General features: G+C 62.8%; 21 protein-coding genes and 1 tRNA gene. 10 read left to right on the top strand and 12 right to left on the bottom strand.

What is annotated here, in order from left to right; genetic code table 11:
* The first annotated feature begins 108 nt into the window (after positions 1-108).
* Positions 109-1,227, top strand: coding sequence for a YlbL family protein (locus WDU96_RS09420; RefSeq protein WP_396668100.1), 1,119 nt, complete (start codon positions 109-111; stop codon positions 1,225-1,227).
* Between the two features lie 68 nt (positions 1,228-1,295).
* A complete protein-coding gene (locus WDU96_RS09415; protein WP_337338225.1) occupies positions 1,296-4,217 on the top strand; it encodes a UPF0182 family membrane protein in 2,922 nt (973 codons plus the stop codon).
* Between the two features lie 54 nt (positions 4,218-4,271).
* On the opposite strand, the gene WDU96_RS09410 is transcribed toward WDU96_RS09415, so the two are convergent.
* Genes WDU96_RS09410 through idi form a run of 7 tightly spaced genes read right to left on the bottom strand, consistent with a single transcriptional unit; the run spans position 4,272 to position 9,938 of the window.
* Positions 4,272-5,165, bottom strand: a complete 894-nt coding sequence (locus tag WDU96_RS09410) for a prenyltransferase (protein WP_337338224.1) — start codon at positions 5,163-5,165, stop codon at positions 4,272-4,274.
* Positions 5,162-5,479: a lycopene cyclase domain-containing protein gene (locus tag WDU96_RS09405; RefSeq protein ID WP_337338223.1), complete on the bottom strand. Its 318-nt coding sequence runs from the start codon at positions 5,477-5,479 to the stop codon at positions 5,162-5,164. The genes WDU96_RS09410 and WDU96_RS09405 overlap by 4 nt, the downstream gene beginning before the upstream one ends.
* A complete protein-coding gene (locus WDU96_RS09400; RefSeq protein WP_337338222.1) occupies positions 5,476-5,880 on the bottom strand; it encodes a lycopene cyclase domain-containing protein in 405 nt (134 codons plus the stop codon). The genes WDU96_RS09405 and WDU96_RS09400 overlap by 4 nt, the downstream gene beginning before the upstream one ends.
* 2 nt (positions 5,881-5,882) lie before the next feature.
* On the bottom strand, positions 5,883-7,454 hold the full coding sequence (gene crtI, locus WDU96_RS09395) for a phytoene desaturase family protein (protein WP_337338221.1): 1,572 nt from the start codon (positions 7,452-7,454) through the stop codon (positions 5,883-5,885).
* Complete coding sequence (locus WDU96_RS09390) at positions 7,451-8,332, bottom strand: phytoene/squalene synthase family protein (RefSeq protein WP_337338220.1); 882 nt, start codon at positions 8,330-8,332, stop codon at positions 7,451-7,453. The genes crtI and WDU96_RS09390 overlap by 4 nt, the downstream gene beginning before the upstream one ends.
* Positions 8,329-9,384: a polyprenyl synthetase family protein gene (locus tag WDU96_RS09385; protein WP_337338219.1), complete on the bottom strand. Its 1,056-nt coding sequence runs from the start codon at positions 9,382-9,384 to the stop codon at positions 8,329-8,331. Before WDU96_RS09385 ends, WDU96_RS09390 begins: the two co-directional genes overlap by 4 nt.
* Positions 9,381-9,938 carry an isopentenyl-diphosphate Delta-isomerase gene (idi, locus tag WDU96_RS09380; protein ID WP_337338218.1) on the bottom strand — a complete coding sequence of 186 codons (558 nt, stop codon included), beginning with the start codon at positions 9,936-9,938 and terminating at the stop codon, positions 9,381-9,383. The genes WDU96_RS09385 and idi overlap by 4 nt, the downstream gene beginning before the upstream one ends.
* Before the next feature lie 73 nt (positions 9,939-10,011).
* Between idi and WDU96_RS09375 the strand changes: the two genes are divergently transcribed.
* Positions 10,012-10,482, top strand: a complete 471-nt coding sequence (locus tag WDU96_RS09375; protein ID WP_337338217.1) for a MarR family winged helix-turn-helix transcriptional regulator — start codon at positions 10,012-10,014, stop codon at positions 10,480-10,482.
* A gap of 46 nt (positions 10,483-10,528) precedes the next feature.
* Here WDU96_RS09375 and WDU96_RS09370 read toward each other — a convergent pair.
* Positions 10,529-10,602: transfer RNA gene (locus WDU96_RS09370), tRNA-Met, on the bottom strand.
* Positions 10,603-10,703: 101 nt separating this feature from the next.
* On the opposite strand from WDU96_RS09370, the gene WDU96_RS09365 reads away from it, so the two are divergent.
* The gene (locus WDU96_RS09365) at positions 10,704-11,525 is read left to right on the top strand and encodes a carbon-nitrogen hydrolase family protein (RefSeq protein WP_337338216.1); all 822 of its coding nucleotides are present in this window, start codon (positions 10,704-10,706) and stop codon (positions 11,523-11,525) included.
* 3 nt (positions 11,526-11,528) lie between these two features.
* On the opposite strand, the gene WDU96_RS09360 is transcribed toward WDU96_RS09365, so the two are convergent.
* Complete coding sequence (locus tag WDU96_RS09360) at positions 11,529-12,728, bottom strand: aminotransferase class I/II-fold pyridoxal phosphate-dependent enzyme (protein ID WP_337338215.1); 1,200 nt, start codon at positions 12,726-12,728, stop codon at positions 11,529-11,531.
* Positions 12,729-12,842: 114 nt separating this feature from the next.
* Here WDU96_RS09360 and WDU96_RS09355 point away from each other — a divergent pair, with 114 nt between their 5' ends.
* From WDU96_RS09355 to WDU96_RS09345, 3 genes are read left to right on the top strand one after another with little or no spacing between them, the layout of a single operon-like run.
* On the top strand, positions 12,843-14,483 hold the full coding sequence (locus WDU96_RS09355; protein ID WP_337338214.1) for a S1C family serine protease: 1,641 nt from the start codon (positions 12,843-12,845) through the stop codon (positions 14,481-14,483).
* Positions 14,484-14,520: 37 nt separating this feature from the next.
* Entirely contained in the window at positions 14,521-15,807 is a 1,287-nt protein-coding gene (locus tag WDU96_RS09350) for a CDP-glycerol glycerophosphotransferase family protein (RefSeq protein WP_337338213.1), read from the top strand.
* On the top strand, positions 15,804-17,252 hold the full coding sequence (locus WDU96_RS09345; protein WP_337338212.1) for a CDP-glycerol glycerophosphotransferase family protein: 1,449 nt from the start codon (positions 15,804-15,806) through the stop codon (positions 17,250-17,252). Before WDU96_RS09350 ends, WDU96_RS09345 begins: the two co-directional genes overlap by 4 nt.
* A 10-nt stretch (positions 17,253-17,262) precedes the next feature.
* Here the strand turns inward: WDU96_RS09345 and WDU96_RS09340 are convergent, their stop codons facing one another.
* Positions 17,263-18,288 carry a glycosyltransferase gene (locus WDU96_RS09340; RefSeq protein ID WP_337338211.1) on the bottom strand — a complete coding sequence of 342 codons (1,026 nt, stop codon included), beginning with the start codon at positions 18,286-18,288 and terminating at the stop codon, positions 17,263-17,265.
* A 110-nt stretch (positions 18,289-18,398) separates the two neighbouring features.
* Between WDU96_RS09340 and WDU96_RS09335 the strand changes: the two genes are divergently transcribed.
* Positions 18,399-19,697: a CDP-glycerol glycerophosphotransferase family protein gene (locus tag WDU96_RS09335; protein ID WP_337338210.1), complete on the top strand. Its 1,299-nt coding sequence runs from the start codon at positions 18,399-18,401 to the stop codon at positions 19,695-19,697.
* Positions 19,698-19,717: 20 nt separating this feature from the next.
* Here the strand turns inward: WDU96_RS09335 and WDU96_RS09330 are convergent, their stop codons facing one another.
* Together WDU96_RS09330 and WDU96_RS09325 are read right to left on the bottom strand one after the other, a co-directional pair.
* Positions 19,718-20,665, bottom strand: a complete 948-nt coding sequence (locus WDU96_RS09330; protein ID WP_337338209.1) for a globin family protein — start codon at positions 20,663-20,665, stop codon at positions 19,718-19,720.
* Between the two features lie 54 nt (positions 20,666-20,719).
* Positions 20,720-21,412, bottom strand: coding sequence for a phosphocholine cytidylyltransferase family protein (locus tag WDU96_RS09325; protein WP_337338208.1), 693 nt, complete (start codon positions 21,410-21,412; stop codon positions 20,720-20,722).
* A 386-nt stretch (positions 21,413-21,798) separates the two neighbouring features.
* Here WDU96_RS09325 and WDU96_RS09320 point away from each other — a divergent pair, with 386 nt between their 5' ends.
* A complete protein-coding gene (locus WDU96_RS09320; protein WP_337338207.1) occupies positions 21,799-23,286 on the top strand; it encodes an ATP-binding cassette domain-containing protein in 1,488 nt (495 codons plus the stop codon).
* Positions 23,262-24,830 carry a hypothetical protein gene (locus tag WDU96_RS09315; protein ID WP_337338206.1) on the top strand — a complete coding sequence of 523 codons (1,569 nt, stop codon included), beginning with the start codon at positions 23,262-23,264 and terminating at the stop codon, positions 24,828-24,830. Before WDU96_RS09320 ends, WDU96_RS09315 begins: the two co-directional genes overlap by 25 nt.
* Position 24,831: the final 1 nt, after the last annotated feature.

The following is a 24,831-nucleotide window of genomic DNA, read 5'->3' as shown; positions in this document are numbered from 1 at the left end:
GTCGATCTCGTCAGGTCCTACGCTAGTCGCAGCATCCATCGCACTACCCGGCTGAGAGCGCGATCTCCTTACGCCGATCGCGAACTCCCAGCATGAGAGAGGTCCGCAGTGACCCTGTTCCACGAGGACGATACGCCAATAGTCTTGCCACGGCGACGCGTGTCGCGGGCAACCCAAGCCGGTATCTGGGCATTGGCGATTGCGCTGGTCGTGCTCTTGATCATCACTTTTCTTCCCACCTCGTATGTGATCCAGCGCCCGGGGCCGGTGTACAACACTCTGGGAACAGCGACTTCCGCGGACGGCGAGGAAGTTCCCTTGATCTCTGTCGAGGGGGCCGACACCTATCCGACGGACGGCGCGCTCGATCTGCTCACTGTGCAAGTGGTCGGAAATCGGGAGCGCACACCGTCGTGGGTGGAGCTTGCCTTCGCGTGGGCGGACGAGACCAAAGCGGTATTGCCCATCGACAGTGTCTTTCCCGAGGGCACCACCACCGAGGAGCGCAACGAAGAGAGTGCCGCGATGATGGTCGATTCGCAGCAGGAAGCGACGGCGGCTGCGCTCAGCGAGCTCGGTTTCGACGTCGGCGCTGCACTGACTGTGCACTCGTTCGTCGACGGATCAGCGGCCGAAGGTGTGCTTGAGGTCGGCGACGTCATTCTCGAGGGCGATGGCACCGTGGTGACCGATGCCACATCGCTGCGGGCGGTCATCAACGCAGCCGAGGGCGCTGCGGTGAGCCTTCTGATCGAGCGGGACGGCGAGCAGCAGAGTGTCGAGATCACGCCGAAGGAGACCGAGATCGATGGCGAGTCGACCTGGCTGATCGGCGTCACTCTCACCACGGCCTACGACTTTCCGATCGACGTGACGATCCAACTCAACAACGTCGGCGGACCGAGTGCGGGAATGATGTTCGCGCTCGGCATCATCGATGTGCTGAGCTCCGAAGAGCTCACCGGTGGCGAGATCGTGGCGGGAACAGGCACGATTACGGCAGCGGGCGAGGTGGGACCCATCGGCGGTATCCGCCAGAAGCTCTGGGGCGCTCTCGATGCCGGGGCGTCTTACTTTCTGGCACCCATCGACAACTGCGATGAAGTGGTTGACCATGTGCCCGACGGACTGCAGGTGTTTTCGGTGGAGACGCTAGACGACGCGCTGACAGCGCTCGAGACGGTCACCAGCGGAGGCGACGACGCAGCGCTGCCCACGTGCGAGTGACGAGAGTCACGGCCGTTGTCCAGGTGACCGCGACCTTCCCGTTACCGATGAATGCTTAGGATGGCATAGTGACCACGACCTCAGCGCCGGCACCGGCCACACCTTCCCGCTCTCGACGTGTAGTCGGTATTTCCCTTGCGATCCTCTCCGGACTAGTGGTGGCGTTCTTTACGTTCGCCAACTTCTACGCCGAGTGGCTCTGGTACGACCAGCTTGGTTTCGACTCCGTTCTCATCACCCAGTGGATCGCGCGATCGATGATGTTCGTCATCGGCTTCGTCGGCATGGCTGTGCCCGTGTGGCTGGCGATCCAGCTTGCCTATCGCCTGCGGCCGGTATACGCCCGACTGAGCTCACAACTCGACCGCTATCAAGAGGTCGTCGAACCGCTGCGCCGCCTGGGCATGTGGGGCATTCCGGTGTTCTTCGGGTTCTTCGCCGGCTTCGCAGCCTCTGCCCAGTGGGAAACCACCTGGCTTTGGCTCAACGGTGTCGCGACGACGACAACCGATCCGCAATTCAACCTCGACACGGGTTTCTACCTGTTCGCCCTGCCGTTCTACTCGGCGCTTGTCGCGTTCATCTCCGCTGTGCTGATGATCTCCCTGCTTGTCACGGTGCTCGTCGCTTACCTCTATGGCTCGGTACGAGTCGGGCAGCGCGAACTGCGCATTTCGAAGGCTGCGCGTATTCAGCTGGCCATCATCGCGGGTCTCTACCTGCTGGTGCAGGCTGTCAGCCTCTGGCTTGACCGCTACAAGACGCTCACCGAACCTGGCGACCGCATCACCGGTCCGGGCTATACCGGCGTCAATGCGATCATCCCCGGTCAAGAGATTCTCGCGGTCATCGCGATCATCGTTGCCATTCTCTTCTTTGTGACCGCCGTGATCGGACGCTGGCGCTATCCGCTCGTGGCGACAGCGCTGCTCGTTGTCGCTTCGCTCGTGATCGGCCTCGGCTACCCCTGGGTGGTCAACACCTTCCAGGTGCAGCCGAACCGATTCACGCTTGAGCAGGAGTACTACCAGCGCAACGTCGACATGACGCAGGAAGCGTACGGCGTGGATGGGCTAGAAAAGGCCGACTTCCAAGCTGAGACGGATGCTGCCGCGGGCCAGCTGCGTGAAGACGCCGCAACGACGGCGCAGATCCGCATCATGGACCCGGCAATCATCTCGCCGACCGTGCGCCAGCTCGAGCAGTACCGTTCCTACTACCAGTTCCAGGACCCGCTCGATGTGGACCGCTACGAGATCGATGGTCAGTCGCAAGACACCGTCGTGTCGGTACGCGAGTTGAACCTCGAGCAGCTTGGAACCGCCGCTGACTGGCTCAACTCGGCCACGGTTTACACCCACGGCTACGGCCTGGTTGCGGCGAAAGGCAACGACCGTACGACCGAGGGAGACCCCGTGTTCCTCGAGCGCGGTATCCCAGCGCAGGGCTTCTTGTCAGATTCTGAAGACTTCCAGCCGCGCGTGTACTTCGGCGAGTACTCGCCCGAGTACTCGATCGTCGGTGCGCCAGAGGGATCCGAGCCCGCGGAGCTCGACTATCCGTCCGGTGAAGATGGTGCCGGCGAGACCAAGACCACGTTTGAGGGTGATGGCGGCCCGAGCCTTGGGGGAGTCTTCAACCGACTCATCTACGCACTGAAGTTCCAGGCCGAGCAGATTCTGTTCTCAGACTCGGTGAACGAAGACTCACAGATTCTCTATGACCGCGACCCGAGCCTGCGCGTGCAGAAGGTTGCGCCGTACCTGACGCTCGATAATGACCCCTATCCCAGCGTGGTGGATGGTCGTATCGTATGGATCGTCGACGGCTACACCCTCAGTGCGAACTACCCGTATTCGTCAACGGTGAGCTTGGCCGCCGCGATCTCGGATTCATCGAACCCGTCGCCGAGCTTCGCCTTGGACGACATCAACTACATCCGCAACTCGGTGAAGGCGACCGTTGATGCGTATGACGGCTCGGTGACGCTGTATGCGTGGGACGACGAAGATCCAGTTCTTCAGACTTGGCAGAACGTCTACCCGACCACGATCGAGCCCATCAGTGAGATGTCTGCTGATCTGATCAGCCACGTTCGCTACCCCACAGACCTCTTCAAGGTTCAGCGCAGCGTGCTTGGCACCTATCACGTTGATGACGCGCGTTCGTTCTATCAGAGCGACAACCGGTGGGAGACGCCCAACGACCCACAGGTCGACACGCAGCTGCAGCCGCCGTACTACCTGACGATGCAAATGCCTGGTCAGGAGGAGCCGACGTACTCGATGTTCACGTCGTTCATCCCGGCGACCACGAGCGGCGATGCGCGCAACGTGCTCATGGGCTACCTCGCGGTTGACTCAAACGCGGGCGCGGTGGCAGGTGAGAAGGGCGATGACTACGGAAAGCTGCGAATGCTGGTCATCGATGCTGACACCACGGTTCCCGGCCCGGGTCAGGTTCAGAACACATTCGACGCTGACCCGTTCGTCTCGTCACAGATCAACCTGCTCAAGCAGGGCCAGTCTGACGTGCTGAACGGGAACCTGCTCACGCTTCCGGTGGGTGGCGGTCTGCTCTATGTGCAGCCAGTATTCGTTCAGTCGTCGGGTGCGACCAAGCTTCCGACTCTTCAGAAGGTGCTGGTCTCGTTCGGCACCGACATCGCGTTCGAGAACACCCTCAGCGAGGGTCTCGACGCGCTCTTCGGTGGCGATTCGGGCGCCGACGCGGGTGACGGTGATGTGCAGCCCGAGCCTGACGTCGATGGCAGTGAAGTTGATCCGGAGCCTGACACGGCTGAACCCGACGATTCTTCAGGTGGCGTAGTCCTGACTGACGAATATCAGGCAGCGCTCGATGACGCTCAGCAGGCAATGCTTGATCGAGACGCAGCGCTGTCAGCTGGCGATCTCACCGCATTCGCGGAGGCCGATGAGCGCCTCTCGGCAGCTGTCGAAGACCTCATTCGACTGGGTGTGCAGCAGTAACTGACACCAGAGAACGGCCCGGTTCGAAAGAACCGGGCCGTTCTGTTTATGTGCCTAGGCGGTCAGCATCCAATACCAGATCAGCAACAGCGTGACGATGAACCCGGCAAACTGATTGATCCACAAGAACCGACCCCACCCACGTGTGGCGGAATGTGCGGTGGCGTCGGTGATGTCGCGATACGGCCACACCGCAGCCAGGTAGGGCAAGGCGACCAGTGCTGCGAGTGGTCCGGGCCACGAGGTGGCCAGCATCAGGATCCCCGCGCCGGCGTAGCATGCGAGCGCGAACCGCACCGTCCACCGTGCGCCGCGTGCCGTGGCGATCGATGCGATATCGGCTTCGCGGTCGGCCATCACGTCTTGTACTGCACCGAAAGCGTGCGAGGCCACGCCCCACAACCCGAACGCGGCGATGATCACCGTCAGCTGCCATGTCCATGTCGCACCCGTCAGCACGAGGGCATAGACGGCCGGTGAGAAGAAATGGATGCTGCTGGTCACGGAATCGGCGAACGGCCGCTCCTTCAACCGCAGCGGTGGCGCGCTGTAGAACACGACGAAGAACATGCTGGCGGCCAGTACCAGCCAAGAGGCAGGGGAGCCCGCCCAGACCAGGTAGATCAGGAAGGGTGCACACAGCAGTCCCGCTGTCCACAGTGTGATGCTGTGCATCCGAGTATCGAGCACGGCGCCGTGCGCTCCGCCCTTGCGCGGGTTGCGCAAATCGGATTCGTAGTCGAAGACATCGTTGATGCCGTACATCGCGAGGTTGTAGGGCACGAGAAAGAACAGGGTTCCAACAATAAACGTGAGATCGATCTCGCGCGTCGTGAGAAGGTACGCGGCCGCGAAGGGATACGCGGTGTTTATCCAACTCACCGGTCGAGATGACACAAAGAGCTGGTTGATGACGGTGGCGGTGCTCATGCGTACGGGCGCTGTCATTCCGGCATCCTTTCGGCAGGGGATCGCCGCAGCAGCACAAATACAGCTGGCACGAGAAACGCGGCGCACACAGAGTATGAGAAGTCTTCGATGGGTGCCAGGCCTATGAAAATCCCACTCAAGTGTTGGGCGGGATAAACCACCAGGTCGGAGGCGATCATGAGATTGTCGAAGATCGCAGTGAGCACACATATGAACGCAGCCGCCACAGCCGAAGCGAGCATGCGCTTGCGAAAGTTCGGCCTGATCGCGCTCAATAGCGTCACCATGATCGTAATCACAGCGAACGGCACGATGATCAGCGGGTAGGTCACGGGGTCTTCGCTCCGCCTTGTCGGCCTTGTCGGCCTTGTCGGCCTTGTCGGCCTTGTCGGCCTTGCCGGACTTGCGGGCCGCGAGCTTCGGGGCGGTCGAGCAAGCGCATCGCGGCGGACCACACCACGAGGCTGAGGTAACTCAAGAATGTAAGAAAGAAGACCTCTTCGAGCGGAAGGTGCGGGGCGAGATCGAGACCTAGGAACAGGGGGCTGTCGCCCTTTACAAACACCCCAGTCACGATACCCACCGCATCCCAGCTGAGAAAGAACGCGACACCGACCGCAACCGCAGCGAGCGTTGCGACCGCGTCACGCCACAGCGCCAGGCGAAACCTCGCGTCCAAGATGGCGATGCCCGTCGCTGATATGAGGATGGCCGCCAGGTACAGTCCAGGCATTGCTAGACCCGGGTGGGCTCGGCAACGGGACCAGCGGTGCGGTCACCGCGCAGTCGCTTGACGACGAGTTCGGCAGAGATCAGACACATGGGCAGTCCAATACCGGGAAGAGCTGATCCGCCGGCGAAGCTGAGTCCTTGAAGCTTGCGCGAGGCGTTTCGAGGTCGGAAGATCGCGCTCTGTCCGAGAGTGTGAGCCAGCCCCAGCGAGTTGCCCCGCCACGAATTCAAGTTCGAGGCAAAGTCTCCGGGGGCAACCGTGCGTCGCAGCACCACCCGGTCCTTCAGATCCGGGATATTGCACCACTCGCTGATTTGGTCGATCACGGCATCACCGGCAGCTTCCACGCGTGGATCTCCCTCGCCGTCGACACCGCCGTGGCCGATCTCGGGATCAGCGGGGATCGGAACGAGCACGAAGAGATTCTCATGGCCAGCAGGAGCTACGCCTTCGTCGGTTGCGCTCGGCTTGCAGATGTAAAGCGACGCGGGGTCAGGGATTTTGGCGTTCGCACCAAAGATGTCGTCGAAATTGCTGCGCCACGCGTCTGCGAAGAGAAGCGTGTGGTGTGCCAGCTCTGGCAGCTCACCCTCGACGCCGAGCATGAGCAAGAGTGCTCCCGGGCTCGGAGTCTTCTTCGCCCACCACTTTTCAGGGTAGGTCTGCTGGTGGGGCGGCAGCAGCTCGGTTTCAGAGTGATGCAGGTCTGCTGTTGACACCACCAGATCAGCCGCGATGGTGGTGCCGTTCTCAAGCACGACTCCGGTTGCGCGACCCCCAGCGGTTGCGATGCGCGCAACCCGCGAGCCGGTCTGGATTTCCACTCCCTGTGCGCACGCGAGCCGTTCGATGGCGCGGATGACCTCGATGAAACCGCCGCGCGGGTATAGCACACCCTCATTGAGATCGAGGTGGCTCATCAGGTGATAAAGACTCGGCAGATCGTACGGCGAGCCGCCAAGAAAAACGGCTGGATACTCAAGAATCTGTCGCAGGCGTGGGTCATGGAAGTCTCGCTCGACGCGTGATGCCAGTGAGCGAGTCAGCAACCCCGTCAGCTGTGGCAGCCGCCGCAGGATCACAGGATCGCGCAGACCGGCGGTGCCTTCGTACGTGTCATACAAGAATTGCGACACAGAGAGCTGGTAGGCATCTTGCGCCGAGTCGAGGTACGTGTTCAGGAGGTCACCAGCGCCCGGCTCAACGCTCTCGAACAGCGCTGTGGCAGCCTCTCTGCCCGAGCGCACATCGAGCGGCTTGAGCTCGGTTGCAGGGTCGGAGTACACGCGGTAGGCAGGATCAAGCGGGATCAAGTCCAGTTCGGCAGCTGCGCTGGTGCCGAGCAGTGTGAAGAAATGCTCGAAGACCTCAGGCATCAGATACCAGCTAGGGCCGGTGTCGAACCGAAAGCCATCGCTGTCCCATGAACCGGCTCGTCCACCGACGTCGTCGAGAGCTTCGACGAGTCGCACAGACAGCCCCTCTGCGGCGAGCAGGGCGGCTGTTGCCAGACCCGAGATGCCCCCACCGATGACCACAGCCGTGCGCGGCGTGCGAATTCGTTCGTTGCTCATGAGCGAACCTCCTTTGGGGGCATGCCGAGCCACGCGCGGCCGGCCAGTGCCGCCTTGACTGGGTTGGGCACTCTTACTCGTGCGTCGGCGCCGTCGTTGGCACGCAGCCGAGCCGAAAGCTCGGCGAACAAGTCGTGGGCAGCCGTCACGGCACGCCGGCAATCCCTCGGAAGCTGCGGAATCGTCGCAGCCGCGGCCCTGAGATCATCGTCGATGCGATCAAGAACTGCCGTGCGGCTGACTGTGCGCGCATCGACGCCCAAGTAGTCGCGCCCGAGGTCGGCTGAGTCATGTTCGAGATCCCGCAAGAAGTTGACGTCTTGAAATGCTGCTCCCAGGCGGCGCGCACCGTCGACAAGGTGTGGCGCTGGGGGAGAGGGGTGAGACTTGCCAGCGTTGGTGAAGACCTGCAAGCACATCAACCCGACCACTTCCGCAGAACCGTAGACATAGTCGTCGTGGGATGCGGCATCGTGCGTTGAGACGTCGAGGTCAGTGCGCATCGACGCGAAGAACGGGGTGATCAGGTTTGCGCCGATCCCGCACTCGCGTGCGGTGGCAGCGAAAGCGTGCACGACAAGATTCGCGCTGAAACCGTGCTCGACCGCTCGCAGTGTGTCGGCCTCGAGCTCGTCCAAGATCACCCGAATCGTGTCGCTTGGCACCCCGGCGGCAGCGCAGGGCCCATCTACGACTTCGTCGGCGACTCGAACGAGCGCATAGATGTTTCTCACGTGGTGGCGCGCCCTCGGACCCAGCAAGCGACAGGCGAGAGCAAACGACGTCGAGTACTGAGAGATGACCGTTGCCGAAGCGGATTCGGCGACATGGTTGTAGAGCTCAAGACCGTCGTGAGCGGCGGCGATCGAATCATTCACGGGGTACGCCTTGCAATATCGTCTGCGAGCTGGCGGATCAGAGCGCCTGTCTCATTATTCAACGCAGGATGCTGCGAGAGCTTGCGCGCCGCGCGCAGCGCGTCGTTGAGCAAGGCGCTGACATCTTCTCGTGCGCCGCTCGCTTCCAACGCAACCTGCGCAGCTCTCACCGCGACAGGCCCGGTGTAGGCCTGGCTCAGCGCTTCGTCTACGCGTGGCCATGACGTACTTTCACGCGCGAGCGCCACCAGCGGGGTGCGCTTGGCTTCTCTGAGGTCGCTACCTGCTTCTCGGCCAGCTTGGGCGGCGGTGCCGAACGCTCCGATGAGGTCGTCAACCAGTTGGAATGCGAGACCTAGCCGACCACCAGCCGCGTCGAGCACCTCGAGGGCTTCGGATGACGCCCCCGCCAGCAGCGCACCGGCACGCAATGGCGCGCTGAAGGTATACACCGCGGTCTTGTTGAATGTGGCCGTGAGTACGGCGTCGGGATCGTCTAAGCGATCACTCACGCTGTTTTCGACGTCGGCGAGCTCGCCTGCAGCAGATATGTAAATGGCATCGTCGAGGAGCGCGAACAGCGACTCGCGGTTTTCTACGCTGGTGTCGCTGAAGGCGATCAATCGCGTCGCCTCGTGCAGAAGCAGGTCGCCCGCGAGGATGGCCGCCGCATCTCCGAGCGTGGCAGCTCCGGCGCTGTCAGCCCCCAGTGCCTCGCCGCGCGCTCGGAACTCACCACTCACATTCGGTGTGCCACGTCGCTCGATATCGTGATCGATCACATCGTCGTGTACGACGAACGCCGTGTGCAGCAATTCGAAAGCGGCTGCGGCCGCGCGCACAGCGGGCGATAGATCTGACTGTCTGCTGAAGGCTCGGTACGTGGCAGCGACCAGTGCGGGCCGAAGCCGCTTGCCACCTGACGCCGCACGAGAAAGAGCGCCGCCAAGCAGCGCGAATGCGGGCCCGAGGGATGCAGTTCGAATCAGTATCCGCGATATCGATTCATCGATGGCCGCGTCTACGCTGGCATCACGCGGAAGGGCGTTCATGATGCTCGGGCGAGATCCGACGCTGGTCCGTTTCCGAACAAATGCAATTGCTGTGCCTGCAGAACGAGCCAGGGACTAAACGCCCACGGAGTTGACGCCAGCGAAGAGGCCAGATCTTCCGGGGCAACCCAGCGCATCTCTAGCACTTCATTGGGGTTTGGCGTGGGCTCGTTCGTCGCGCGAGCGGTGTAGACAGGACACAACTCGTTCTCGACGATGCCATTCGCATCCGTTGCCCGGTACTGAAACAGAGGGAGAGCAAGCTGCACGTCGGTCAGTTCGAGGCCGAGTTCGTTCTCCGCGTGTCTGTGAACGCCGGAGAGCACCGGCTCTGCCGGTCGAGGGTGCCCGCAAAAGGAGTTCGTCCATACTCCCGGCCAGGCCTTCTTTCCGAGTGCTCGCCGGGTGACGAGCAGCTGCCCCTTGTCGTTCAGGACGTGACAGGAGAACGCGAGATGCAAGGCTGTGTCGGTGCCGTGAACGCTGCTCTTGAGCGCGGTGCCGATCTGTCGCCCCTCTGCGTCGAGGAGTACAACGTGATCAACTTCGGTCATTCCGTCCTCCACGGTATTTTGCTAGTTTATCTAGTGAACTTGATCGTACAAGGGAATTGGGTGACCTGTCCACATGGCCGAACGCTGGATGCCTGCGTCTGATCACGACATGGTCGTGATGCGCACGCTACACGCCATTAGGGCGCTCAGCGATGCCATGGACCGCATGCATGGCGGCATGAAGGGCGACATGGGCATGAATATCACCGACCTTGCGACCCTTCGCATGCTGATCATCCGCGAGCAGCGCGAACAGGCGGTCAGCCCTCACGACATCGCCGAACACTTGCGAATCTCTTCGGCGTCGACGACGAAGCTTCTCGATCGACTTGTGGCATCCGGGTACGTTACCCGCCAACCGCATCCGAGCGATCGACGCTCGCGCGTGGTCGAACTGACTGACCGCTCTCGCCAGGAGTTCTTCGCGCATTTCGGGGAGTATCTGCGGCTGATGCGGCAGGTTGCCACCCCGTACTCCCAAGAAGAACTCCAGGTCATCAGCCAGTTCATGGGGGAGCTCAGCGAGGCGATCGATCCCGCCTAAGAGCAACGAAAAAGGCGCCCCGTGACGGGACGCCTTCTTCTTTTTGTTGCGGGGACAGGATTTGAACCTGCGACCTCTGGGTTATGAGCCCAGCGAGCTACCGAACTGCTCCACCCCGCGGCACAAGAAGAGACTCTATCACGGAATCTGGAGCACGTCTAAACGGGGCCGGTAGCGGCAGCTCACTTGCCGATCCCAGGGGCACCCGCGAGGATGTCGCTATGTCCCACAACCGCCAGACGCCTTCGCTTGCCGTTGCCGTGGCACAGTTCTCTCCCATCGCAGATCGAGGCGCAAACCTCTCGGCAGTGGCAGACCTGGTGGCGGATGCTGCCTCACGAGGCGCCGAGCTGGTGCTCTTTCCTGAGTACTCCAGCTATTTCATCGACCCGTTCGACGAATCCCTCGCCGCGAATGCAGAACCCATCGACGGTCCATTCACCACCGCGCTGGTGCGCATGGCTGAGCAGTACGGGATCGTTATCGCCGCCGGGCTGGTGGAGAGTGCCGCAGACAACGCGCACGTGCACAACACCGTGGTCGCGGTGAACGAGCGGGGTGTGTTGGCGACTTACCGAAAACTGCATCTCTACGATGCGTTCGGGCAGCGGGAATCAGACTGGATCGAACGTGGTGACATCGATACGCCTCAGGTGTTCGACGTCGCGGGAATACCCTGTGCGCTGATGACCTGCTACGACCTGCGGTTTCCCGAAGTTGCCCGCACTCTCGTAGACGCTGGCGCCGAGCTCGTGCTGGTTCCTGCGGAGTGGGTGCGCGGTCCTCTGAAAGAGCATCACTGGCGCACCTTGCTGCACGCACGCGCGATCGAGAACACGATCTTCATCGCGGCGTCCGATCATCCGCCACCGCTCGGAGTCGGCCACTCGATGATTGTGGATCCGCAAGGCGTCGAGATTGCGGCCGCGGGCATCGCGACCGGGGTGGCCGTCGCCCATCTCGATCGTGGTGCGATCGAGCGAGTGCGCCGGGTGAACCCGGCGCTCGCTCTGCGGCGCTATACCGTGCTCCCGTTGGACTGAGCGTCAGAACGCCGCCGCGAGGCGTTGGGTGGCGGTCTCAATCACATCCAGGCGCTTGCAAGCGGCAAAGCGAATGAGTGTGCGGTACTCATGGCTGCGCGCGGAGGTGGTGAATGCAGTGAGCGGAATCGCGACGACACCAGCGCGCTCTGGCAGTTCGCGACAGAATGCTGCTCCGTCGATGACGCCCAGACCGGTGGCATCCGCCACCGTAAAGTACGAGCCAGCCGGAGCCGAGACTTCAAACCCCGCCTCGGCCAAACCCGCGCCGAGCAGGTCGCGCTTTTGACGAAGTGACTGTTGAATGCCGGCGAAATATGAGTCGGGAAGATTCAGTCCCACCGCAATCGCGGGCTGAAACGGCGCGCCGTTCGAGTAAGTGAGGTACTGCTTCACCGCCATCACCGCGTCGATCAAGGCGGCGGGGCCACAGATCCACCCGATCTTCCACCCCGTTGCCGAGAACGTCTTACCGGCAGAAGAGATGCTCAGCGTCCGCTTGCGCGCGTCGTGCGCGGTGGCGAGTGGCACGTGCGCGGCATCGAAGATGAGGTGTTCGTAAACCTCGTCCGTGATGATCCATGTGTCGTGCCGTTCGGCGAGCCGGACGATCTCGGCACGGACGTCGGCGTCGAAGACCGATCCGGTGGGGTTGTGCGGATCATTGACCAAGATCACGCGTGTCTTGGCGGTGACGGCGCTGCGCAACTCATCAAGGTCGGGTTGGAAGGTGGGCCAGCGCAGTGGCACCGTGACCAGACGCGCTCCAGCGAGAGCCACCACTGCCGCATACGAGTCGTAGTAAGGCTCGAAGACGACTACTTCGTCGTCTTCGCCCTCGATGAGAGCGAGCAGACTCGCTGCGAGCGCCTCGGTCGCCCCGGCGGTGACGAGCACCTCGGTGTCAGGATCTACCTTGAGGCCGTAGAAACGTTGCTGATGCGAAGCGATCGCCTCGCGCAGCTGCGGTACGCCCCTACCCGGCGGGTATTGGTTTGCGCCTGACGCCATGGCCGAGTGAGCGGCCGCCAGCACCTCGCTGGGTGGATCCTCGTCAGGAAAACCTTGACCGAGATTGATTGCGCCCGTTTCGGCCGCAAGTGCTGACATCTCAGCGAAGATGGTTTCACGGGCCGCGCCATCAGCGTCAATCAGCCCAGCGCCGGCTGCGGTGCGGCGCCAGGCTCCAGATATTTCGTTCATCGTGTTTACGCTACTCGACAGGCTCATTCCCTACGCATAGCAGAGACTCACTCGCGACATAGAAAACACACAGAATCGCTGGGCATGGTGGATTTACACCGAGAAGGAGTAGCAATGAGCGAGAATACGGGCGACATCCCTGACGAGCAGAACCCTGCCGCTGATGCAACCGAGCGCGACATGACCGTGTCACCGGAGGCGAAGACGCCCTCGCCAACGGTTGACGTGCCAGCTGTTCCATCCCAGCCGGCAGCACCGGCTGCGCCGACTTCGCAGACTGCGGCTCCGACGCCTCCGCTGCCGCCGCTCGCCGCGACTCACGCAGCCAGCCAACCAGCGCCGGTCGCTCCGCCTCGCAGCTACGCACCACCGCAGGGACACTCCGTGCCGCCGACGTATGCCGGGCAGACGGGCGCATCATTCGGAACAGCAGCGCAAGACGCCTATCCGACGTTGCCCATCGACGGCCCTTCGCAGCCAGTGAACGCGGGCTCGGCGCCGGCCGCAACCACCCCGAAAAAGTCCTCAGGCGCGGGCAAGCTCGTGGGCCTTCTGGTCGCTGCTGCCATCGTCGGCGGTGCCGCCGGTTTGGGATCCGCCTACGCGGGAACCCAGCTCTTCGAGCCGAGCAGCAGCATTCCTGCCGCAGGCCCCTCGACGGTCACCGTCAATGACACCGACTCCGTGACAGCGACCACGGTGATCGCCGCGAAGGTAGTTCCGAGCGTTGTCACCATCTCTGCTTCGAGTTCGACCGGTGGCGGAACCGGTTCGGGTGTGGTGTTGAGTGAAGACGGCTACGTCGTCACTAACACCCACGTGGTTACCCTCGATGGCGCGACGGCTGACGCCACGATCAGCGTCACGACCTCAGACGGCAGGGTCTTTGATGCTGAGATCGTTGGCACCGACCCGACCTATGACCTCGCGGTGATCAAGCTCGTGGGAGCCAGCGATCTCACTCCCATCGAGTTCGGCTCGTCTTCTGACCTCAACGTCGGCGACGTAACTGTCGCCGTGGGAGCGCCTCTCGGCCTGTCGAACACCGTCACCGAGGGAATCGTCAGCGCGCTGAACCGATCGATCGAGATCGCGTCGTCGGCCGCGCCCGACACCTCGGGATCAGACGAGACCGACGGCACCGGTCGGGGAGGCACCCAAGACGACTCCGAGGACGAGCAGCAGGGTGAGCAGGACAGCCCATTCTTCTTTGACTTCGGCGAGGGCGAGACCCAGCAGCAGGTGAGCGAGACCATCAAGATCGCCGTCATCCAGACAGACGCAGCCATCAACCCCGGAAACTCGGGCGGCGCGCTCGTTGACTCCGAGGGCAACCTGATCGGCATCAACGTGGCAATCGCCTCGGCGGGAACCTCGTCGAGCACGGCAGGATCGATCGGTGTGGGCTTCTCAATTCCCTCGGACGTCGTCGAGCGCGTATCAAGCGAGATCATCGCCAGCGGCTCAGCGAGCCACGGCCTCTTGGGTGCGAACGTGCTGTCAGCTTCTCTGGTCGAAGGTGCCACGATAACCGGGGCCTACATTGATGAGGTCGTCGAAGGCGGCGCGGCCGCCGCGGGCGGCCTGCAGGCCGGAGACGTGGTGACGGGCTTCAACGGGGTTCCAATCACCGATTCGGTCGACCTCACGGCGCAGGTGCGCGCGGCTGCTGCTGGCAGCGAAGCGACCGTCACCTACGTTCGCGATGGCCAGACCGAGCAGGCCACCGTGACTCTGGGAGAACTGCCAGTCTGATCCGCAGAAGGACGCCACTCCGCGATAGGCTCGCGGGGTGGCGTCCTTCTCGTTCGGTGCGGGGAATGCCCGAAAGCTTCTCACCATTCCGCTGTATGCGTTGGGACGACTTGCCACCGCACTGATTCCCCGTGCGCGCGATGAGTGGGCCTTCGGATGTGGAGTCGGAATCGCAGACGGCGCCCTTGAGATGTGGAATGCCGCGGCAGCCGATCGCCATAAGGCCGTTTGGCTCGTCGGGTCCGCAGCCCATGCCGCCCAAGCCCGCGCGCTGGGCATTCCCGCGGTCGGCAAGCACTCGATGAGGGGCTTCTGGCGCACCGCTCGCGCGAGAGTTGTCGTGGTCACCCATGGCTTTGGCGACGTGAACCGCTACGCGGTGTCTGGAGCGTTCGTCGTGCAGCTGTGGCACGGCATTCCGCTGAAGCGGATCGGCATTGATTCGGCCGAGACCACGCGGCTTCCCAGCGCGCTGAGTGGGTTGCCGGGGGCCGCAATGGCTCAGGCTGTGCTGTCGTTCATGTATCGGCGCGCGACGGCCCGTATCGACTTGATTCCGGCAGCATCGCACTCCGTGCGAGGGCGATTGGAATCTGCATTCTCGTTGCGCGACTCGGCGGTGCCCGTGACGGGCGAGCCGCGCGTTGACGTGCTCTCACGAGGTACGCCCTCGCAACGGCGGGAGCGCGCGATCGCTCGGATCGAGTCCATCGTCGGCGCGGTAGGCGGGGCCCGCCTGGTGCTGTACGCGCCGACGTGGCGCGACGGTGAGGTCGATCCCGCCGTACCCACCCGTGAGGACTGGCAACGGATTCACGCCGTGCTCGAACAGCGAGACGCGATTCTGCTGGTGCGTTCTCATCCCCTGGGGGCAGGCGACTACACGCCGAGCTTTTCAACGAGCAGGGTGCGAAGTCTTGGTGCAGACATGGTTGTCGACATCACCCCCTTGCTCTCCGGCCTCGATGCTCTCATTACTGATTACTCGTCGCTCGCCTACGATGCGTCGCTCGTGCCGGTGGCCACGTTGTTCTTTGCCCCCGACCTCGAAGAGTACGAGGGTCGACGGGGCTTCTACGGCAGGTATCGTGACGTCGCGGGTGACAACTGGGCAACAACCTGGGTCGAAGCCGCCGCGCAGCTTGATGCGCTCTTGAGCGATGCTGCGGAGCGCGATCGACGCGTCGCGCTGGCGCAGAAACTCAGCGAAAGAGTGCACCTATACGATGACGGTCGCAACACCGAACGGGTATACCGTGCGATCCTGGCCGCCGTGAGGTTGACGCCGTCCGCTACCGACAAGAGCCCGAAAGGTACCCGATGACTCAGGCCAGTTTCACCTCCGACGACGATGGTGTTGCGCTGCTGCTTGCCGGGGACGGACCCGCTCCCGAGTTGCTCGAGCTCGTCGGCGCACGTGCTCGGGTGACTGCAACCATCACCGCGAATGATGGCGCGTGGTCAGCACATGTGCCGCTCGTCGCATCCCGCTGGGGCGGACCCGTGCTCCCGCTGCCAGCGGGGGAGTATCGCTTTCGCACGTCTCCCGAGATTGACACGCCTTCGGCGCTGCCGCTTGCCCAGCTAGGAACCCTGCGTGCGGAACTCTCAGCAGGCGTTCTTCGTGTGGGGCCGCCTATCGATCCGGCCTATGATTCGGGCGAGGGTCAGGATGCGCTGGAAAGGCGCTACGCGACACGTCCTGCGAACTTCGAGAACGCGGTGTTCTTCGAGAGCTTCTATGGGCGAAACGCCAGTTGCAACCCACTCGCGATCGACCGTGAGCTCGTGCGCCGTGTCCCCGGCCTGACACGCTACTGGAGCGTGGTGGATTTGTCCGTAGCCGTTCCAGAGGGTGCAATCCCGGTGGTAGAGGGCAGTCCTGAATGGTGGCGGGCGCGCGGATCTGCTCGACTGCTGGTGGTGAACGACTGGCTGCGTCGACGCTTTGTTCGCCGCTCCGGGCAAGCGGTGTTGCAGACCTGGCATGGCACCCCCCTCAAACGGCTCGCGCTTCACCGCCGCGGCTTCGATCCTCGTCGCGCAATCGCCGTCTTGCGCGAGTCGTGGCGTTGGAACGTCCTGCTCGCACAGAACGCCTATGCCGAACGCATCATGGGCAAGGCGTATGCCTTTCTGCGCCGGCCGATCTGGGTCGAAGGGCACCCGCGCAACGACGTCCTCCTCACCGGAGATGGCGCGCACACACGTGCTCTGCTCGGCATCGAGCCACACGAGAATGTGCTGCTCTACGCACCCACGTGGCGTGATGACCGCGACGAGATCGTCGACTACGTCGATCCGGCAACCTTGGCCGCTGCGACAGACTCGGTCGTGCTCGTACGCGGACACTCGCGAACTCTGAAGCCTGGGCGAGACGCCGAGGGTTCGCGCGTGATCGACGTCACAGCGTTCCCCGATACTGCTCAGCTGCTGCTCGCCGCCGACGCTCTCATCACCGACTATTCGTCGGTCATGTTCGACTACTCGGTAACAGGAAAACCGCTGTACTTCTTTGTGCCAGACATTGAGCACTATCGAGGGGAGCTGCGAGGCTTCTACTTCGATCTCGGCAACCATGCGCCTGGCCCTGTGGTCAGCACGCAAGCGGAGCTGATTGCGGCGATCGCTGAGAACAATACGGCCGCCTTCGCTTCCAAGTACGAGCGCTGGCAGGCCAAGTTCAATTCGCGGGATGACGGTCACGCCGCAGAGCGCGTCGTATCTCGAATGCTTGACCAGAACTTGATCGGACCGGTTTCCGACTGAGCTGAAGCCCTTACGGCAGGGGAGTGTTGCGTGTTCCGAGACGAGACGTGTCAACAGTGTCGTGGGCGCCGCGCAGCATCCCGACCAGAAAACCGTAGCCCCACGACAGGTGCATTGTAGGCAGAACCGCAGCGGTCCACAGCTTGTCGCGCCAGCCTTTGCCGCCGCCGGGGCCTATGGATACGACGATGATCATGATGGCGTACACGAGTGCGGGCAGATAGATGATGGATGCTGCGAGAGACCACCAGCCGGCGATCACGCTGGTCGCCTGCAGCACCGCTACGATCATCGCTACCAGAAGCGAGATCACGAGCAGCGGCGGCGCGAAGAAGCGAAGCGAATTGCCGCGCCCGAAGCGCCGGACGAGTTCGCCTCGCCAGCGACCAGTTGCTGTGAACTGACGTGCGAGCTGCACCCAGCTTTCGCGCGGCCAGTAGGTGACCGAAAGGCTCGGATCAAACCACACGCGGTAGCCAGCTCGGCGAATGCGAAGATTTAGCTCCCAGTCTTCGCCGCGGCGGATCGTCTCGTCGAACAGTCCAACTTCTTCGAGGACCGACCGGCGCATCACGCCGAGGTAGGCGGATTCCGCCTCGCCCTCTTGCGTACCACCATGGTAGGCCCCACCACCCAAGCCGATGGGGGAGTTGTACGCGCGCGCGACCGCTCGTTGAAACGGTGTGCGGCCGTCGGCGCGCATCACCCCGCCGACGTTCGCAGCGCGAACGCGGTCGAGCGTCGCCAGAGCACGCATTGCGTAACCCTCTTGAAGCTCGGAGTGCGCGTCGACACGAACGACTGTCGGGTAGCGCCCTGCCGTGATCGCGAGGTTCAAGCCAATAGGTATGTCTGCCGCAGGGTTTTCGACGATGCGCACCCGGCTGTCGAGCTGCGCAAGATGATGTGCCAGCTCAGTTGTGCCATCGGTGGAAGGTCCAAGGGCCAGGATGAGCTCTAAGGGCTCATCGATGCGCTGCGCAAGCACGGTCGCAACAGCTCGCTCAAGGTAATCGCGCTCGTTGAGCACCGGCATCACAAAAGTAACCCCCGCGCCGGATGGCGGTCTCGGGGGGGCTTTGCGACCGCGTTGCTCGACATGCACGCGTCGATCATGTCACGAGCAGGGCTAGGTAGGCTGGAGCGGTGGGTATCGTCTCGGATGGCAAGAAGGCACTTTCACTGGTCGGGCAGGCGGTGTCATCTCGAGCAGCGGTGATTGATGTGCGTCGAACGCTTGCTTCGCGACCGGCTCATCCGCAGTCGCACTATCGCGTAGCGGTGTACTTCGCCGATGGCGCTGTGAATATGTATCAGATTCGCCAGTGGTACAAACCGCTCGCCGATTTGGCCGCGAAATGGCCGGTGGTGGTGCTCAGCCGTTCAGCTACCGGTGCGCAGGCGATGCTCGCAGACGCTGGAGCGCCGCCCGTGGCATTCGTACCGACCGTGCGCGACCTCGAGAAGTTCATCTCGGAGCAAGACATTCGCGTCGTCCTGTACGTGAACCAGAACACTCGCAACTTTCAGATGTTCCGGTATGGGCGGCGTTGGCACGTATTCATCAACCACGGCGAGTCCGACAAGATGTACATGACCACCAATCAGTACAAGGCCTACGACTACTCCTTCATCGCAGGCGACGCCGCCCGTGAGCGGCTCACCCGGGTTCTTTGGGACTATGACTTCGATAAGCGGGCGATCGCAATCGGCCGACCCCAGGCGGATCACTATTCGGGCGCGCTGCCATATGCGCCAGACGCTCGCACCGTTGTGCTGTACGCACCGACGTGGGAGGGGGATCGTCCTTCGGCCCACTACGGGTCTATCGCCACCCATGGAGAAGTGCTCGTCGGTGCGCTACTCGCGAGTTCAAACCACCGCGTGATCTATCGCCCTCATCCGCGATCCGGGGTGGCAAACGCTGCATACGGAGCGGCGAACGCGCGAATCATCGCGGCGATTGCGGCCGCCAATGTCGCAGACCCCTCGGCTCAGCATGTCTTCGACCAGGGCCCCGAGCTCGGGTGGCAACTCGCAGCGGCTGATGTTGCGGTTGTTGACATTTCAGCCATGGTTTACGACAGGCTGGCTGCGGACAAGCCGTTGTTGATTGCCAGACCCGCTGACCCTGCGGCGGCAATCGACACGCATGGCTATCTATCGGCGTGCGAGTGGTTGGATGCTGAGGACGCCGCAGACATCGTGTCTCAGGCATCGCGGGTGATGGCAGATGACGAAGCCAGAGCAAAGCTGCACCAATGGGTGGCTCACTATTTCGGCGACACCTCCCCGGGCGCCGCTACGCAGCGATTCGGTGATGCCGTGGCAGAGCTGATGCTTCAGTGGGAGCGCTGGCACGCCGGTGATGCTGACGACGACGAAGGCATAGACGACGTCGAAGACGAAGGAGCGGGCGACGACGAAGTTGTTCTCGGCGCCTGAGGCTCATCTCCTTGCGCTCTTCACCCCGCCGGTGGTTGCTGGGTGCCGGTACCAGTCGTGCCGTCTGCGATAGATGCACGTCGCACTCCTGGAAGTCGTCGCGCGGTGTTGCCGATTGCTGCAACGCTCTTGGTGACGCCCCCGATTACTGCGCCCCCAGCGCGCCGAACACCACCCGTGGCCATCCGTTCCACTCTGAAAGCGCCAGGGCGCGGCTCGAGCTCTTCGGGGAGGATCTCAGGAGGTACGCCGAAGGCGCGTCGCGAGTTCACGAGCACGCGGCGGCCCAGAATGTTGTTGCCCGCACCGCCGATCACCGCGCCGACCCCAAACGGCAACGCCTTGCCGATCCACGAAGCACCGCCGCGCGCGGCGAACTGTCGAATGAATGAAGTCTTCAACCTGTCAACCAGCGGTCCCATTGCTGCACGCGGCAGGCTCTTGGTAACGATCTCGCCCCAGTACTTGTCACGACCAGGACCTCGTCCCGTCGCCTGCTTCGCGAGCTGGGCGACCAAGTCGATGCCTTCTTTGCCGAGCATGAGGGTGAGCACCAGCGCCCGGGCGCGATCGGGGTCTGAGACGGGAATGCCGTGCACCTCGGTGACCGATTGGGCAAAAAGTGTCGTCGCCTCGAGAAAAGCGACGGTCTCGACGCCGCTCAGCGCGAGAGTCACCCCAGTGCCGATTCCAGGCACGACCGCGGTCGCTCCAACCGCGGCGCCGCCGCTCGTGACGGCGGAGAGATAGCGTCGCTCGAGCACCCGCACGATCTCGGTTGGCGTAGCGTCGGGGTGGCGAAGCCTGATGCTGCGAAGATGCGCGAGTACGAGCGGGCGCTGCAATGACAGCACGGTGTCGAGCATGCGTATCGATCTTGGGTGCTCGGGAGAGCCGACAGGCGGAATTCCTCCCTGCCAAGGCGCATCGCCTGGCAGTGAGTGAATGCGGTGAACCTGCTCAGCCATCGAGCCGATCAAACCACGTCTACCCTGAAGATTTGCTCAAGGGCTCGGCGTGGATCAGACGAAGAGGTTTGCGCGCTCGAGGTCCTCGGCGAAGTCGACCTCGACAGCGTACAAGTCTGAGATATCGAGCGGTTCGATCAAGATGCCGTCTTCGGCTATTGCCAGCTCGAGGCCGCGCTCAAAGTAGTCCTGGTCATCGACGCGCGTCAGGTGATGCATGAATGCGCGCTTGTCACGGCTGGAGATGTAGTTGATGCCGACTGCCTCGCCAATACCGCCCTTGACGGTTTTGGACAGTTCGTTGATGTGCCCCGCGGCGGTGACGGTGTACTTGACTTCTTCGTCACTCACCTTCGAGGTGTTCACCGTCACGAAGGACTGGTCACGCTCGATCAGTTCGATGGCGCGCCCGAGGACTCGCGGGTCGAACACGACGTCACCGTTCATCCAGAGCACTCCGCCGCGCCCTGTTTTGGAAAGCGCCCGCAACAGGCTCTTAGAAGTGTTGGTTTGGTCGTACCGGTCGTTGTAGACATAGTCAGCCTCGGGAAAAGCTTCAACGATCGTTTCTGCGCGGTAGCCGACGACCGCGGTGATCTTTGCGGTCTTACCGAAGGCGGCTCGAATATTGTCATGCTGCTGACGCATGATGCTGCGTCCATCGCTGAGCTGGGTAAGGGGCTTGGGCAACGAACGGCCAAGTCGCGAACCCATGCCAGCGGCGAGGATTACGGTCTGAAGGGTCAAAGTCTTCTCCTGAAAGTGGCGATTCATCGTCGGTTAACCGACAGGACACCCCTTCGTGCCAAACCTATGCTAGCGATGGGGCCTGTGAGTGTGCAGAGATTTGGCTGGCTGTTGCGAATTCGTGACTTTGGCCGTTGGGCGTTTTAGTAGGTCATGCGTACCGGACTTGATGGTTCGCTTGGTAGGTTTGATTGGTGACAGCCTCACTGCCGGCACCGAACGACTTTGGTCCAGACGACGCGGAAAATGGCAGCAGTACGCCCGTTTTTCAGCTGAAGTCGGTCAGCCCGCGAGCTAAGAAAGCGGGCGCTCGTGTGGGGACAAGCAAAACGAAGCCGCGCAAGAAGCCCGTGCGAAGCAGCGAACCTATCGTGGAGCCAGACGCCATGGCGAACGGGCCTGCGATCGGCACAAGCGTTGAAGACTCGGCATGGCCCGGCCCGCCCCCGCCGCTTCCCACCGATCTCGTGGGCAGGCCTGCTTCGCTCGACACTGCTGCGCTCGACGGCATTGAGATTCCGCCCAAACCGCCGCTTCCGGCGCACGTGCAGGCCGCTGCCGCGGGTGCGGTGACGGATGTGACCGCCGGCGACGCTGCTCCGGGTGAAGGTTCGGCTATTGAAGAGCCTGAAGCTGACAACGTCGACGCCGGGCCTGCAGAAGCCGAGCTGCTACAGCCTGAGCCAGCAGAGGCTGAGCCGGAACAGCCTGAGCCCGAAGAGGCGGAGACTGAAGAAGCTCAGCCGGAAGAAGCCGCGCCAGTGCAGGCTGAGCCCGAAAGCGCTGAGCCGGAACAGGCTGAGCCCGAGGACGCCGAGGCGGAAGACGCTGAGCCGAAACAGGCTGAGCCCGAAGACGCTGAGACTGAAGAAGCCGCGCCAGTACAGGCTGAGCCCGAGGACGCTGAGCCGGAAAACGCTGAGCTGGAAGACGCTGAGTCGCCCAGCGATTCTGCCGCCTTCCTCGAGAGCGAGACTCTTGTCGACGAAGACGCACCAGAGTACTTCGAGTCTGAAGTCGACGACGCCGCTGCGCCGCTCACGCAGATGGTAGGCCCGAGCAGCATCGTCGACGAGAAGTTTCTCGGCGTGCAAGATGTCGGCGTCGAATCAGCAAGCGATGTGCTCGTCATGCGGGGCGTGACGAAACGGTTCGGTGAGGTCGCTGCGGTCGACGGCATCGATCTGACCATCCCGGCAGGAACTTTCTATGGCCTGGTCGGACCGAACGGTGCCGGAAAAACCACCACGCTCTCGATGATCGCGGGGCTGTTGACACCCGACAAGGGCACGGTTCATGTGGGCGGAATCGACGCTGCATCCGACCCGAGAAGCGCAAAGCGCCTCATGGGCGTGTTGCCCGATCGCTTGCGCACGTTTGATCGGCTGACCGGGCGTCAACTGCTCTACTACTACGGAGTGCTGCGAGGGCTGAAGCCCTCAGTGGCCGAGAGTCGCACGACAGACCTTGCACGCGCATTCGATCTCACCGACGCACTCGGCCGGGTGGTGTCTGACTACTCGGCAGGCATGCTGAAGAAGGTCATGCTCGCCGGTGCGCTGATCCACTCACCGCGCCTTCTCGTTCTCGATGAACCTTTTGAAGCGGTCGATCCGGTGTCGAGCGCGGTGATCATCGACATTCTGACCACGTACGTGGCTCACGGCGGAACGGTGGTTCTTTCGAGCCACGGTATGGAACTGGTCGAGCGTATGTGCACTCGCGTCGCTGTGATCGTGGCGGGTCAGGTGCTTGCTGAGGGCACGGTGGAAGAGGTGCGTGGTGAGCTGACCCTCGAACAGCGCTTCGTCGAGCTGGCCGGTGGTCTTAGCGACGTGGAGGGCCTCGAATGGCTGCACACGTTCTCCGACTGAGAATCGCGCTGCTGTTCGGTTCGTTTCGAGGAGACGTCACCGACATCGTCCGCGCCGCAGTTCAGCTGCTCGCGGTAGCCGCCGCGACCGCGGCGGCGTGCTGGGCGTTGCTGTCTCTTGCCAGCACCAACGTAGAAGTAGCCCTAGCGGTGACGGTGTTGGGCGGATCTGCCATCACCCTGGGTTTCGCCTTGTCGCCGCTCATCGGCGCGACAAGTGACCCGCTTGATCCGCGTCGGTTCGCCGTTCTTGGAATGGCCCCGCGGCCGCTGGCAGCGGTTCTTGCGGTTGCAGGCCTCATCAGTCTGCCGATTTTGGCGTTGATCACGATCGCTGTCTGCGCGGCTGTGCTCTGGATCGGGTTCGGGGTCTCGGCACTGGTGTCCGCATCAGGCGTCGCTCTCGGCATCATCACATGCGCATTGTTGGCGCGTGTGTGCATGGCCCTCGCGTCGCTTTTTCTCAAGGGGCGGCAGTCACGCGAACTGACCGGTGTGTTTCTCTTGGTGATGATCGTGGTCGTCGTGCCCACCGCTGTTTTCCTCTCTTCGCTGAAGTGGGACGGCGTTGTACCAACGCAGCTCTCGGAGATCATCGACGTCCTTGCGTTGACGCCGCTCGGCGCCGCATGGGCGTTCCCCGCGCTGATCGAGGCCGGTGACTCTCAAGCTGCACTGGCTGTTGGGGTGGCTGTCGGCACGGCTTTGCTGCTCGCAGCGCTATGGCTATGGCTCGTGAATCGGCTGTTGACGACGACAGAACGCCCCGTGGCGGCTCGAGAACGCGGCGGGCTCGGCTGGCTTGCTGTCACGCCCGGTACGCCGGCGGGTGCTATCGCGGGGCGCAGCCTGCTCTATTGGCTCAACGATCGCCGCTACCTCGTCAACGTGATGGTGATTCCGGTGGCCGCGGCCGCGACCACCGTGCCGCTGTTGGTCGCCGGTGTTTCGCCCGAGATGGTGGCCTTGGTGCCGGTGCCGTTCGCGGCGCTCTTCTTGGGATGGTTGGTGCACAACGATCTCGCCTACGACTCCACGGCGGTGTGGATGCACTTCGCTGCAGGCGTGCGTGGCCTCTCCGACCGGGTGGGGCGGCTTGTTCCCGTGCTCTTGGTCGGCACCTTGTTTCTCGCTGTGGCGATTCCGATCGCCGTTTCACTGCACGGTCGGTGGTCGATACTGCCAGCGATGATCGGCGTGTGCGCCTCGCTCTTTCTGTGCGGTCTCGGGTTGTCGAGTATCGCGTCTGTTGTTGCACCGTACGCCGTGTCGCGGCCCGGCGACAGTCCCTTTCGTCAGCCCTCGCGTACTGGAGCCGAAAGCGTGGTGTCGCAGGGGGCCGTGTTGCTCGGGGTGCTGATTCTCAGCGCCCCAGCCCTCTGGTGGGCCTGGCAAGGACTGTCAGGCGATGACGACGCGATCACGACCGCGATGTGGGGCGGAATCGGAATCGGCGCTGGGGTGCTGCTTATCGGTCTGGGCGTCGGCGCCGCCGTGTTTGAGCGCCGCACGAGCCGTTTGATGGAGTTTGCTGAGTCGACCTGAG

The sequence above is a fragment of the Microbacterium marmarense genome (genome assembly GCF_037204165.1).
In the GTDB taxonomy this organism is placed as follows: domain Bacteria; phylum Actinomycetota; class Actinomycetes; order Actinomycetales; family Microbacteriaceae; genus Microbacterium; species Microbacterium marmarense.
The sequence above is the reverse complement of the archived record's forward strand: the minus strand, read 5'-3'. Positions and strand labels throughout refer to the sequence as shown.